Annotated in this window: 13 protein-coding genes; 11 read left to right on the forward strand and 2 right to left on the reverse strand. The window is 71.9% G+C overall.

Annotation, left to right across the window (positions count from 1 at the left end; genetic code table 11):
• Positions 1-97 precede the first annotated feature (97 nt).
• Positions 98-1027, forward strand: a complete 930-nt coding sequence (locus ABT170_RS11605) for a DMT family transporter (protein ID WP_329942756.1) — start codon at positions 98-100, stop codon at positions 1025-1027.
• A gap of 28 nt (positions 1028-1055) precedes the next feature.
• Here the strand turns inward: ABT170_RS11605 and ABT170_RS11610 are convergent, their stop codons facing one another.
• A complete protein-coding gene (locus ABT170_RS11610; protein WP_329942720.1) occupies positions 1056-1259 on the reverse strand; it encodes a hypothetical protein in 204 nt (67 codons plus the stop codon).
• A gap of 146 nt (positions 1260-1405) precedes the next feature.
• Between ABT170_RS11610 and ABT170_RS11615 the strand changes: the two genes are divergently transcribed.
• The 4 genes from ABT170_RS11615 (at position 1406) to ABT170_RS11630 (ending at position 5941) form a co-directional block, all read left to right on the forward strand.
• A complete protein-coding gene (locus ABT170_RS11615; protein ID WP_329942721.1) occupies positions 1406-2626 on the forward strand; it encodes a sensor histidine kinase in 1221 nt (406 codons plus the stop codon).
• An 88-nt stretch (positions 2627-2714) separates the two neighbouring features.
• On the forward strand, positions 2715-3446 hold the full coding sequence (locus ABT170_RS11620; RefSeq protein ID WP_329942722.1) for a response regulator transcription factor: 732 nt from the start codon (positions 2715-2717) through the stop codon (positions 3444-3446).
• Between the two features lie 27 nt (positions 3447-3473).
• Positions 3474-4649 carry a cytochrome P450 family protein gene (locus ABT170_RS11625; RefSeq protein ID WP_351866141.1) on the forward strand — a complete coding sequence of 392 codons (1176 nt, stop codon included), beginning with the start codon at positions 3474-3476 and terminating at the stop codon, positions 4647-4649.
• A gap of 95 nt (positions 4650-4744) precedes the next feature.
• Positions 4745-5941: a cytochrome P450 family protein gene (locus tag ABT170_RS11630; RefSeq protein WP_351866144.1), complete on the forward strand. Its 1197-nt coding sequence runs from the start codon at positions 4745-4747 to the stop codon at positions 5939-5941.
• Between the two features lie 34 nt (positions 5942-5975).
• On the opposite strand, the gene ABT170_RS11635 is transcribed toward ABT170_RS11630, so the two are convergent.
• Entirely contained in the window at positions 5976-6986 is a 1011-nt protein-coding gene (locus ABT170_RS11635; protein WP_351866147.1) for a Gfo/Idh/MocA family protein, read from the reverse strand.
• A 135-nt stretch (positions 6987-7121) separates the two neighbouring features.
• Here ABT170_RS11635 and ABT170_RS11640 point away from each other — a divergent pair, with 135 nt between their 5' ends.
• From ABT170_RS11640 to ABT170_RS11665, 6 genes are all read left to right on the forward strand, one after another.
• The gene (locus ABT170_RS11640) at positions 7122-7880 is read left to right on the forward strand and encodes a GntR family transcriptional regulator (protein WP_329942726.1); all 759 of its coding nucleotides are present in this window, start codon (positions 7122-7124) and stop codon (positions 7878-7880) included.
• Positions 7881-8081: 201 nt separating this feature from the next.
• Positions 8082-9092, forward strand: a complete 1011-nt coding sequence (locus tag ABT170_RS11645) for a sugar ABC transporter substrate-binding protein (RefSeq protein WP_502970504.1) — start codon at positions 8082-8084, stop codon at positions 9090-9092.
• Positions 9089-10171 carry an ABC transporter permease gene (locus ABT170_RS11650; protein ID WP_329942727.1) on the forward strand — a complete coding sequence of 361 codons (1083 nt, stop codon included), beginning with the start codon at positions 9089-9091 and terminating at the stop codon, positions 10169-10171. The genes ABT170_RS11645 and ABT170_RS11650 overlap by 4 nt, the downstream gene beginning before the upstream one ends.
• Positions 10138-10998 carry an ATP-binding cassette domain-containing protein gene (locus ABT170_RS11655; RefSeq protein ID WP_329942728.1) on the forward strand — a complete coding sequence of 287 codons (861 nt, stop codon included), beginning with the start codon at positions 10138-10140 and terminating at the stop codon, positions 10996-10998. Before ABT170_RS11650 ends, ABT170_RS11655 begins: the two co-directional genes overlap by 34 nt.
• 133 nt (positions 10999-11131) lie before the next feature.
• Positions 11132-12298, forward strand: coding sequence for an ROK family glucokinase (locus ABT170_RS11660; protein WP_266925304.1), 1167 nt, complete (start codon positions 11132-11134; stop codon positions 12296-12298).
• 77 nt (positions 12299-12375) lie between these two features.
• Positions 12376-12972, forward strand: a complete 597-nt coding sequence (locus tag ABT170_RS11665) for a hypothetical protein (RefSeq protein ID WP_329942729.1) — start codon at positions 12376-12378, stop codon at positions 12970-12972.
• Positions 12973-12989: the final 17 nt, after the last annotated feature.

The following is a 12989-nucleotide window of genomic DNA, read 5'->3' on the forward strand; positions in this document are numbered from 1 at the left end:
TCCCGTAGGCGGTTCCCGCCGGGTAGCGTGATCGCTTCGCGTGCGAGCCGGCGAGGTCTCCACAGCGCTTCCCCGTGTGGAGAACCAGGAGAACCAGGTGTCCTTCGTCGCCGTGCCCGCCCTCGCGCCGCCGCGCCGGGCCTGGGTCACCGATCTGCCCGTACTGCTGGTCGCCGCGGTCTGGGGTGCCAGCTATCTCGCGGCCAAGGGCATCACCACGAACCGTACCGTCGTCGCCGTTCTCGTCCTGCGCTTCGCGATCGTGCTGCCCGCTCTGGCCGTCGCCGGGTGGCGCGGTCTGCGGGCGCTGAGCGCCGCTCAGTGGCGGGGGGCCGGGCTGCTGGGACTCGTACTCAGCGGGATCTTCCTCCTGGAGACCTACGGTGTGGTGCAGACCTCGGCGACGAACGCCGGGCTGATCATCAGTCTCACCATGATCTTCACCCCGCTGGCCGAGGCCGCCGTGACCCGGGTCCGGCCGTCCGCCGGCTTCGTCGCCGCGGCCGGACTCTCCGTGGCGGGTGTGGTGCTGCTGACCCAGGGAGGCGGGTTCACCAGCCCCTCGGCCGGTGATCTGCTGATGCTGCTCGCGGCCCTCGCCCGTACCGTTCATGTGCTGGCGATGGCCCGCATCCGGGCGGTCCGCAACGCGGACTCGCTCTCGCTGACCACCGTCCAGCTCGGCAGCGCCGTCGCCGTCTTCGCCGTCCTCGCGGCCGTTCCCGGCACCGGCTCCGCACCGTGGACGGTCGCGGCGGACTTCGGCGCCCGGGAATGGGCCGGTCTGGTCTTCCTCTCCGTGTTCTGCACGCTCTTCGCGTTCTTCGTGCAGATGTGGTCCGTACGCCGTACTTCGCCGTCCCGCGTCAGCCTGCTCCTCGGAACGGAACCGCTGTGGGCCGCCGCCGTGGGCATCGCGATCGGCGGCGAGCGGCTCGGAGTCCTCGGCGTGGCCGGTGCGGTGCTCGTGCTGGCGGGCACGGCGTGGGGCCGGCGTGGCGCGGACGGCGCCCCGGCCGCGTCCTGACCACCGCGGCACACCGTCCGGGCCGGCGTCACGATGTGATCGAGTCCGCCGCGATCATCACCGCGGCGCCCGTCACCAGCAGCACGATATTGACGAACACTCCGTATTCGCTCATGAAGTCGAGCCGCCGCACCAGCGTCCCCAGCCGGAACCACCCGGTCCATTCGTACAGGAGCCCGGCGGCGCCCTGGGCGAAGACGAGGAACCCGACCGACTCGATGATTTTCTTCATGCGCCGAAGCCTCGCGTCCGCCCCGCGGGCTCCGCGTCGGCCACCGGTCTGACTCCTCGCGCCGAAGGTCTCGGGACCGTACGACTTTGGTCGCTTCCTGCCGCGGAACAGCCGTTCCGGGCCGCTCACCTGCGTATTTTGTCGGTATGACGCGCACTGAGTACAGCTGGCTGCTGCCGTCGGCGATGGCCGACCCGGAGCTGCCCGACGACCGGGCACGGTCGCGCCGCACCGTGCGGGACTGGGCCGTCGACATCACGGCCTTCCTGTGCGCCGCGTTCTTCGGCGTGCTCGTCCTCGCCGCCATCGAGGCCGACCGCACGACGCCGGAAGTGGTCGTCCTCGTGGACTCGGTGCTCGGCGCGGCCGCCTGCTGTGCCCTCTGGGTCCGCCGGCGCTGGCCCGTCGGACTGGCCGTGGCGCTGACCGTCGTGGGTGTGGTGGAGCCGGTGGCGGCCGGCGCTCTGCTGGTCGCGCTGTTCAGCCTGGCCGTGCACCGGTCCTTCAGACCCGTCGCGATCGTCGGTGCGGGCGCCCTCGCCGTCGCCCCCCTGCAGCCCTATCTGCGCCCGGATCCGGAAACCTCGCTCATCGCCTCGACCATCATCGGCGTACTGCTGATCCTGCTGGTGCTCAGCTGGGGCATGGTCGTACGGTCCAGACGCCAGCTGGTCCTCACCCTGCGCGAGCGGGCCCGCCGGGCCGAGGCGGAGGCCGGACTGCGCGCCGAGCAGGCACAGCGGCTGGCCCGCGAGGCCATCGCCCGCGAGATGCACGACGTCCTCGCCCACCGGCTGACCCTGCTCAGCGTGCACGCCGGAGCCCTCGAATTCCGGCCCGACGCACCCCCGGCCGAGGTCGCCAGGGCCGCCGGGGTGATCCGGGACAGCGCGCACGAGGCGCTCCAGGACCTCCGCGAGATCATCGGTGTGCTGCGCGGACCCGGGGGCGGCGACGAGGCACACCGGCCGCAGCCCACCCTCGTCACCCTGGACGCGCTGATCGCCGAGTCCCGGTCGGCCGGGATGAGGGTCACCCTCGACAACCGGGTCGCCGACCCCGCCGCCGCGCCCGCCGCCACCGGCCGCACCGTCTACCGCATCGCGCAGGAGTGCCTCACCAACGCCCGCAAGCACGCACCCGGTGCCCCGGTCACCGTCACCGTGACCGGCGGACCGGGCGACGGGCTCACCATCGAGGTCCGCAACCCGGCCCCCACCGAGCCCTTCGAGCCGGTGCCCGGCTCCGGCCAGGGGCTCATCGGCCTCACCGAGCGCGCCACGCTCGCCGGGGGACATCTGGACCACGGACCCGAGCCCGGCGGCGGGTTCGCCGTCCGCGCCCGGCTGCCCTGGCCCGCCGCGTGAGGCCGCCGGCGCCCGTCCGCGGGGGCGGTGCCCGGCTGACGCGGGGTGGGGTACACGGCCGTCGAGGGACCTGGCTACGGTGGCCGTCATGAACACCCCGACGTCCCCCACGCCCCCGGTGGCGCGACCGGTCCGGCTGCTCATCGTCGACGACGACCCCCTCGTCCGGGCCGGGCTCACCCTGATGCTCGGTGGCGCGGACGGCATCGACATCGTGGGGGAGGGCGCCGACGGCAACGAGGTGGCCGGTCTGGTCGACCGGCTGCACCCCGATGTGGTGCTGATGGACATCCGGATGCCCGGCATGGACGGCCTCACCGCCACCGAGCGACTGCGCCGCCGCCCCTCGGCGCCCGAAGTCGTCGTTCTGACCACCTTCCACGCCGATGAACAGGTGCTGCGCGCCATCCGCGCCGGAGCCGCAGGATTTGTCCTGAAAGACACCCCGCCCGCGCAGATCGTCGATTCGGTCCGGCGGGTCGCGGCCGGTGACCCGGTGCTCTCGCCCGCCGTCACCCGGCAGCTCATGGCCCGCGCCGCGGGCGGTGCGCAGGACGACCGCAACAGCCGCGCGGACCGGGCGCGCAGGCGCTTCGACGAGCTGGCCGTGCGGGAGAAGGAGGTCGCGCTCGGCGTCGGACGGGGCAGTTCCAACGCGGAGATCGCGGGCTCGCTGTATCTGAGTGTGGCCACGGTGAAGACGCATGTGTCACGGATTCTCGCCAGACTCGAACTCAACAACCGTGTCCAGATTGCTCTGTTGATCCACGATGCGGGGCTGCTCGACGAGGAGGGCGGGGACGGGGTCGGCATACGCTGAGCGAACCGGAGCTGAAGGGGGCGGACCGTGTCCGTGATCGATCTGAGTGATGTGCCGGAATTCCGGGCCAACCCGTATCCGTACTACGCGAAGCTGCGTGCCGAGGGACCCGTCCACGCCATCCGGACCGACCAGCTCGAACGGGCCTGGCTGATCGTCGGGTACGAGGAGAGCCGGGCCGCTCTCGCGGACGCGCGGTTCGCGAAGGACTGGCGGCCCACGGGGCACTGGCCGGACGGCGACAACGCGATCAGCACCAACATGCTGGAGCTGGACGCACCGCACCACACCCGGCTGCGCAGGCTCGTCGCCCGTGAGTTCACCTCCCGGCGGATCGAGTCGCTGCGCCCGCGCGTCGCGCAGATCACCCGCGAACTCCTCGACGCGCTGCCCGCCGAGGGAAGCGGCGATCTCATCGACGCGCTCGCCTTTCCGCTGCCGATGACCGTCATCTGCGAACTGATCGGTGTCCCGGACCTGGACCGGGACACCTTCCGCCGGCTGTCGAACGGGGTGGTCTCGCCGACCGAGGAACAGCGGGAGGGCGACCCCGTCGGCGCGATGGGCGACTACCTCGTCGAGCTGATCGAGGCCAAGCGCGGATCGCCGGGCGACGACCTGATGAGCGCGCTGATCCGGGCGCGCGACGAGGGCGGCGACCGCCTGTCCCCCGACGAACTGGTGGGCATGGCCTTCCTGCTGCTCGTCGCGGGACACGAGACGACCGTCAACCTGATCTCCAACGCCGTACGGGCGCTGCTCGACCATCCGGAACAGCTGGCCCTGCTCCGCGCCGACCTCGACGGACTGATCGACGGCACGGTCGAGGAGACGCTGCGGTACGACGGCCCGGTGGAGACCGCCACCTTCCGCTTCGCCCGCGAGGACGTACGGGTCGGCTCCACCGTCATCCCGAAGGACGAGCCGGTCCTGGTGGCACTGGCCTCGGGCGGCCGTGACCCGGACCGCTTCCCGGACCCGGACACCTTCGACATCCGCCGGGACACCCAGGGGCACCTGGCCTTCGGGCACGGTGTGCACTTCTGCCTGGGCGCGCCGCTGGCCCGGATGGAGGCCCGGATCGCGATCCGGGCCCTGCTGGAGCGCTGCCCCGACCTCGCCCGCGACCCGGACGCCGGGGAGCCGGAGTGGCTGTCCGGCCTGCTGTTCCGCGGAGTGCGGCGGCTGCCGGTGCGCTGGTGACTCCACCCGGTACGGGCTGACACGCCCGGCCCGTCGGCCCGTACCTCCGCTCCGTGATCCGCACCTTTCGCCACGTCACCCGGAAGGGAACCGCGTTGACCACCGAAGCCGTACTCGACCTCGCCGCGCTCGGCGAGGACTTCACCCGTGACCCCTACCCCGTGTACGCCCGGCTGCGGGCCCGGGGCCCGGTACACCGGGTCCGCATACCCGAGGGCGCGCCCGCCTGGCTCGTCGTCGGCTACGACGTGGGGCGGGAACTCCTGGCCGACCAGAGGCTGTCCAAGGCGTGGCAGAAGGCCTCGCCCGCGCTGGGCATCGCCAAGGTCTCCGCCGGTACGTCCATGCTCAGTGTGGACGCCCCCGACCACACCCGGCTGCGCAAGCTGGTGACCCGGGAGTTCACCCCGCGGCGCATGGAGCAACTCGCCCCGCGCGTGCAGGAGATGACGGACGAGCTGCTCGACGCGATGCTCGCCGCGCCGAACCGGAGCGCCGATCTCGTCGAGGCGCTGTCGTTCCCGCTGCCGATGTCCGTCATCTGTGAGCTGCTCGGGGTGCCGTTCCTGGACCGGTCGGCGTTCCGTGAGTGGTCCAACAACGCCGTCTCGGCGATCGGCGCCGAGGCCCGGGAGACCTCGACGGCGGAGGTGACCGCCTACCTGGAGGGTCTGCTCGCCGAGAAGCGCGAGCGGCCGGGCGACGATCTGATGAGCGGGCTGATCCACACGGCGGACGTGGACGGTGACCGGCTCTCGGCCGACGAACTGGTGGGCATGGCCTGGCTGCTGCTCGTCGCGGGCCATGAGACCACCGTCAACCTCGTCACCAACGGGGTGCTCAATCTGCTCACCCACCCCGGTCAACTTGAGGCGTTGCGCGCGGACTTCGGCCTCATCGACAACGCGGTCGAGGAGATCCTGCGCTTCGAGGGACCGGTCGAGACCCCGACGTACCGCTTCACCACCGAACCGATCGAGGTCGGCGGCACGGTCATCCCCGGCGGCGGGGAGCTGGTGCTCGTGGCGATGTCGGACGCCAACCGGGACCCCGCGCGGTACGAGGCGGCGGACCGCTTCGACATCACCCGGGACGCCCGCGGCCATGTCGCCTTCGGTCACGGCATCCACTACTGCCTGGGCGCGCCACTGGCCCGCATCGAGGCCCGGATCGCCATCAGGTCGCTGCTGGAGCGCTGTCCGGACCTGCGCCTGGCCGCGGACCCGGCGGCACTGAAGTGGCGCACCGGGATGCTCATGCGGGGGCCGATGAGCCTGCCGGTGGCCTGGTGAGCGCGTAACCCGCCGGTCCGGAGCGCGCGGCCGGTCAGCCCCCGGGGATCTCCCGCAGGCTCACCGGCCGGCGCTCGCGGCGCGAGCGCTCGCAGGCCTCGGCGATACGCAGCGCGTGCAGCGCCTCCCGCCCGTCGCACGGATTGACCAGCTCGCCCCGGGCCACGTCGAGGAAGGCGTCCAGCTCCGCCTCGTACGCGGGGGCGAACCGCTCCAGGAAGCCCGGCCACGGCTTCGGCGGGGCGCCGGGCCCCAGTGGCTCGGCCGAGGTCAGCGGGGTGCGGTCGTCGAGGCCGACCGCGAGCTGGTCGCGCTCGCCCGCCAGCTCCATCCGTACGTCGTACCCGGCGCCGTTGCACCGGGTGGCCGTGGCCGTGGCCAGCGTGCCGTCGTCCAGGGTCAGCAGGACGGCCGCCGTGTCGACGTCGCCCGCCTCGCGGAACATCGGGGGTCCGGCGTCCGACCCGGTGGCGTACACCTCGCCGACCTCGCGGCCCGTCACCCACCGCACCATGTCGAAGTCGTGGACCAGGCAGTCCCGGTACAGGCCGCCGGAGAGCGGGAGATAGGCGGCGGGCGGCGGCGCCGGGTCCGAGGTGACCGCCCGCACGGTGTGCAGCCGCCCGAGCCGCCCCTCCCGCACGGCGTCGCGGGCCGCGGCGAACCCGGCGTCGAAGCGCCGCATGAAGCCCAACTGGAGTACGGAGCCCGCCGATTCGACGGCGTCCAGGGCTTTCAGGGTGGCGGGCAGGTCGAGGGCGATCGGCTTCTCGCAGAACGCCGGGATCCCGGCGCGGGCGGCCCGCTCGATGAGTCCGGCGTGGGCGGCGGTCGCCGAGGAGATCACGAGCGCGTCGACGCCCCGCGGGCCGGACGCGAACACCTCGTCCACCGCCACGGCCTCCGCGCCGGTCCGCGCGGCGACCGCTGCCGCCCGGTCCGGGTCGGCGTCCGCCACCACCAGTGCGTCCACGGCGTCGTGGCGGCTCAGCGCCACCGCATGGAAAGTGCCGATACGTCCCGTTCCGATGAGTCCGATGCGCATGGCCCCAAGGTGACGTTTGCCCTGTCGTCATGTCAAGCGTTTGTCCTGACAAATGGCGGCCCGGTCGCCCACCGCCCGGCCTCCGCGCCCCTGGCCGCCATGGCTTTGTCCGGACAATCGAACTACGCTCGGCCCGTGACCGAACGAGGAACCGACCAGCCGCTCCCGCTGAGCGTGGACCGCACCAGCCCGGTGCCGCTCTACTTCCAGCTGGCGCAGCAGTTGGAGGCGGCCGTCGAACAGGGCCGGCTGGCCCCCGGCACCCTGCTCGGCAACGAGGTCGAGCTCGCCGCCCGCCTCGGACTGTCCCGGCCGACCGTGCGCCAGGCCATCCAGTCGCTCGTCGACAAGGGGCTGATGGTGCGCCGCCGGGGCGTGGGCACCCAGATCGTGCACAGCCAGGTCCGGCGCCCGCTGGAGCTCAGCTCCCTCTACGACGACCTGGAGGCGGCCGGCCAGCAGCCGACCACCCGTGTGCTGCGCGCCGCCCTCGAACCGGCCACCGCCGCGGTCGCCGCGGCGCTCGGGGTCGAGGAGGGGAGCGAGGTCCACTTCGTGGAGCGGCTGCGGTACGCGCACGGCGAACCGATGGCCCTGCTGCGCAACCACCTGCCCCGCGGGCTCCTCGACCTCGGCACGGAACGGCTGGAGACGACCGGGCTGTACCGGATGATGCGCGCCGCGGGAATCACCCTGCACAGCGCCCGTCAGTCCATCGGCGCGCGGGCCGCCGGCGAGCGGGAGGCCGGCCGGCTCGGCGAGGCGGTGGGCGCGCCGCTGCTGACGATGGAGCGGGTCACCTTCGACGACTCCGGACGTACGGTCGAGTTCGGCTCGCACGTCTACCGGGCCTCGCGCTACGCGTTCGAGTTCCAGCTGCTCGTACGTCCCTGAGCCCCGGGCCGGCCGGCCCGCCGGACGTATCCCCGGACACACTCTTGACGGTGGTCATACAACGCCGCTACAACTCCCACAGCCGCCCTGCCGGGCGATGACGGGCGGGGCTCGGGGATACTTGGGCAGCCGGGCCGGGAGCGGAACTCTCCCAGGCCCCACACAGCAGCACAGTGAGCAGCACAAGAAGGGCACGGCGTCGTGGCAACGGTTCGGACAGGGGTACGCGCGATGGGCGCCGTGCTGGCGGCGGTGCTCGGCGCCTCCCTCATGGGATGCAGCAGCACCGGTGGCAAGCGGGCGGAAGAACGCGCGGCCGCGGCCGCCGAGGGCCGGGCCGCGGTGAACACACCCCGCTGGACGTTCGCCATGGTCACCCACTCGGGCGATGGCGACACCTTCTGGGACATCGTCCAGAAGGGTGCCGAGCAGGCGGCGGTCAAGGACAACATCAACTTCCTGTACTCGCACAACGACGAGGCGCAGCAGCAGGCCCAGCTCGTCCAGACCGCGATCGACAAGAAGGTCGACGGGCTGATCGTCACGCTCGCCAAGCCCGACGCCATGAAGGCCGTCGTCGCCAAGGCCGTCAAGGCCGGCATCCCGGTGATCACGGTGAACTCGGGCTCCGCGGAGTCCAAGGCGTTCGGCGCCCTCACCCACATCGGCCAGGACGAGTCCATCGCCGGTGAGGCGGTCGGCGACGAGCTGGACGAGCGGGGCCGCAAGAAGGCCCTGTGCATCCTGCACGAGCAGGGCAACGTCGGCCACGAGCAGCGCTGCGCGGGGGCCCGGAAGGCCTTCGCCGGCACGATGCAGAACCTGTACGTCGACGGCACCAACATGCCCGACGTCCAGGCGTCCATCGAGGCCAAGCTCCAGGCGGACAAGAGCATCGACGCGGTCGTCACCCTCGGCGCGCCCTTCGCCGACGCCGCCGTCCAGGCCAAGCGGACCGCGGGCAGCGCGGCGGAGATCGACACCTTCGACCTGAACGCCAAGGTCGCCACCGGTCTCAAGGAGAAGAAGCTCGGCTTCGCCGTCGACCAGCAGCCCTACCTCCAGGGCTACGAGGCCGTCGACCTGCTCTGGCTCTACCGCTACAACCGCAATGTGCTCGGCGGCGGCCTGCCCGTCCTGACCGGCCCGCAGGTCATCACGGCCGACGACGCCGACGCGCTGGCCGAGTACACCAAGCGGGGCACCCGATGAGCGGATCCGGACAGCCCGCGGCACCGGCTCCGTCCCCCGCGCCCGCCCCGCCCGCCGACCGGGCCGACGAACGGCTGCTGCGCACCTCACCGCTGCGCAGGCTGCTCGGCCGCCCCGAGCTCGGTTCGGTCGTCGGCGCGGCGGCCGTCTTCCTCTTCTTCACGATCGTCGCCGACAGCTTCCTCCAGGCCTCCAGCTTCGGCACCGTGCTGTACGCGGCCTCCACCATCGGGATCATGGCCGCGCCCGTGGCGCTGCTGATGATCGGCGGCGAGTTCGACCTCTCCGCCGGTGTGCTGGTCACCAGCTCCGCACTGATCTCCTCGATGTTCAGCTACCAGATGACGGCCAACGTCTGGGTCGGCGTCTTCGTGTCCCTGCTGGTCACCCTGGCCGTCGGCGCGTTCAACGGCTTCATGCTCACCCGTACCAAGCTGCCGAGCTTCATCATCACGCTCGGTACGTTCCTGATGCTGACCGGGCTCAACCTCGGGTTCACCAAGCTCATCAGCGGCACCGTGTCGACCAAGGCGATCGGCGACATGGAGGGCTTCGAGTCGGCCCGCAAGGTCTTCGCCTCCCAGCTGACGATCGGCGACGTCGAGTTCAAGGTGACCATCCTGTGGTGGGCGGCGCTCGTCGCGGTCGCGACCTGGATCCTGCTCCGTACCCGCTTCGGCAACTGGATCTTCGCCGTCGGCGGTGAGGCCGACGCGGCCCGCGCGGTCGGCGTCCCGGTGATCCGTACGAAGATCGGCCTCTACCTCGGGGTGGCCTTCGCGGCCTGGGTCTCCGGGCAGCACCTGCTGTTCAGCTACGACGTCGTCCAGTCCGGCGAGGGCGTGGGCAACGAGCTGACGTACATCATCGCGGCCGTCATCGGCGGCTGTCTGATCACCGGCGGCTACGGCTCCGCGATCGGCTCCGCGGTCGGCGCCTTCATCTTCGGCATGACCAGCAAGGGCATCGTGTACGCGGAGTGGAACCCGGACTGGTTCAAGTTCTTCCTGGGGGCGATGCTGCTCCTGGCCACCCTGCTCAACGCATGGGTACGCAAGCGCGCGGAGGCGACAAAGTGACGGCCGACCGGGCCCTCGTGGAGCTGGCCGACGTGGCCAAGTTCTACGGCAACATCAAGGCGCTGGAGCACGTCTCGCTGGTGGTCCACGCGGGCGAGATCACCTGTGTCCTCGGTGACAACGGAGCGGGCAAGTCCACCCTCATCAAGATCATCGCGGGGCTGCACCGGCACGATGCCGGGACCTTCCTGATCGACGGCGAGGAGACCGCCCTGGCCAACCCGCGCGACGCCCTGGACCGCGGCATCGCCACGGTCTACCAGGACCTGGCGGTCGTCCCGCTCATGCCGGTCTGGCGGAACTTCTTCCTCGGCTCCGAGCCGACGACCGGCGCGGGTCCGTTCAAGCGCCTCGATGTGCGGCGGATGCGCGAGACGACCCGCGCCGAGCTGCTGCGCATGGGCATCGACCTGCGCGACGTCGACCAGCCGATCGGCACCCTGTCCGGCGGCGAGCGCCAGTGCGTGGCCATCGCCCGCGCCGTCCACTTCGGTGCCAAGGTCCTGGTCCTGGACGAGCCGACGGCGGCGCTCGGCGTCAAACAGTCCGGGGTCGTCCTCAAGTACGTGGCGGCGGCCAGGGACGCCGGACTCGGCGTGGTCCTCATCACGCACAACCCGCACCACGCCTATCTCGTGGGCGACCGGTTCGTGCTGCTCAAGCGCGGCGCCATGTCCGGCAGCCACACCAAGGACGACATCACCCTGGACGAGCTCACCCGCCAGATGGCGGGCGGCAGCGAGCTGGAGGAGCTCAGCCACGAGCTGGAGCGCGCCCCCGCACCCGGGCGCATCGACGTGCCCCCGGCCGCCGACGGCGCCCCGTAGCGGAGCTGAGCGTTCCGGCGCCGCCGGGCCCCGTCCAACGGCGGCCGGGGTCCGGCAGTGGCAGAATCGGGCGTGGTGGGCGCCGTCCGCCGCCGGGCAGCACGTGACCGGCCCCCCAGACCCCGCAGGGACGATGAGCACGTACCGCGACTTCACACACCGCGGCTCCGCCCGCGCCACCGTCCTCAAGACCGTCGGCACCAGGGAGCGGCGCTCGCACCTCACGGCGCCCCGGGTCCCGACCGTCGGCATCGACATCGGCGGGACGAAGGTGATGGCCGGCGTCGTCGACGCGGACGGCAACATCCTGGAGCAACTGCGCACCGAGACGCCCGACAAGTCCAAGAGCCCCAAGGTCGTCGAGGACACCATCGTCGAGCTGGTCCTGGACCTCTCCGACCGGCACGACGTGCACGCCGTGGGAATCGGTGCGGCGGGCTGGGTGGACGCGGACCGCTCGAAGGTCCTGTTCGCCCCCCATCTCGCCTGGCGCGACGAACCGCTGCGCGACGCGATCGCCTCCCGCCTGGTCGTCCCCGTCATGGTCGACAACGACGCCAACACGGCGGCCTGGGCGGAATGGCGCTTCGGCGCGGGCCGGGGCGAGGACCACCTCGTCATGATCACCCTCGGAACCGGCATCGGCGGCGCGATCCTGGAGGACGGCCAGGTCAAGCGCGGGAAGTACGGGGTCGCGGGTGAGTTCGGCCACATGCAGGTCGTGCCCGGCGGACACCGCTGCCCCTGCGGCAACCGCGGCTGCTGGGAGCAGTACAGCTCCGGCAACGCCCTGGTGCGCGAGGCCAGGGAACTGGCCGCCGCGGACTCCCCGGTCGCGCACTACCTGCTGGACCGGGTCAAGGGGAACATCCCCGACATCACCGGTCCGCTCATCACCGAACTGGCCCGGGAGGGCGATGCGATGTGCATCGAGCTCCTCCAGGACATCGGCCAGTGGCTCGGCGTCGGCATCGCCAATCTGGCCGCCGCGCTCGACCCCTCCTGCTTCGTCATCGGAGGGGGCGTCAGCGCCGCCGACGACCTGCTGATCGGCCCCGCCCGGGACGCCTTCAAACGCCACCTCACGGGGCGCGGCTACCGCCCCGAGGCCCGGATCGCGAAGGCCCAGCTCGGCCCCGAGGCGGGTATGGTCGGCGCCGCGGACCTGGCCCGTCTGGTCGCCCGCAGATTCCGCCGCGCGAACCGCCGCCGCGTCGAACGGTACGAGCGGTACGCGCAGATCTACGACCAGGCCGCGAGCACGATCCGCAGCACGCGGTCCACCCGCACCGCGGACTGAACCGCGACCGCACCGAGCGGCGTCCTCGCACCAGTGACCGCATCCGCAGCAGCCGCAGCACCAAGGGACACCCGAACATGACCGCAGCCGAGCACCCCGTCGTGCCGCGCCAGCCCGCTCCGCCCGGCGACGGCGACGGCAAGCCCCCGCAGGACCGCCGCCGGGTGATCAGACGACGGCTGATCACGGCGACGATCATCGTGCTGCTGATCGGCATCCCGGCCGGATACCTGCTGATCTCCGCAGGCCAGAGCCGCCGCTCCGGCAAGGACAAGGAGGCGGAGGCCTCCGCACAGGGCCTGCGGGAGGACTGGCCGTCGGGGATGCAGCGCCGGATCTTCGAGGTACCGATCCCCGGCAACGCGACAGGCGTCCAGTACTACGAGACCAACAACTGGAAGGCCAGCCGGATGTACGTGAAGTTCCGTACGACCTCCGCCGGGCTCGACCGGTTCCTCACCGGGGTCGGAACGGGCCGCGCGGCCCTGGAGACCGGGGCGGTGACCATCGGCGAACGCGACCTCAAGATCACCGGCTGGTACTTCGGCCCCGGCGCGAACTGGGCGGGCACGACCCACACCAACAAGGATCCGCGTCCCACCCAGAACATCACGGTCAACATGACCGACCCGGCGAACCCCGTCGTCTACGTCGTCTCCGCGGCGACCCCCTGAACGCCCGGCCCCGGGCG

The organism is Streptomyces sp. NPDC001787 (genome assembly GCF_040297465.1).
Lineage (GTDB): Bacteria > Actinomycetota > Actinomycetes > Streptomycetales > Streptomycetaceae > Streptomyces.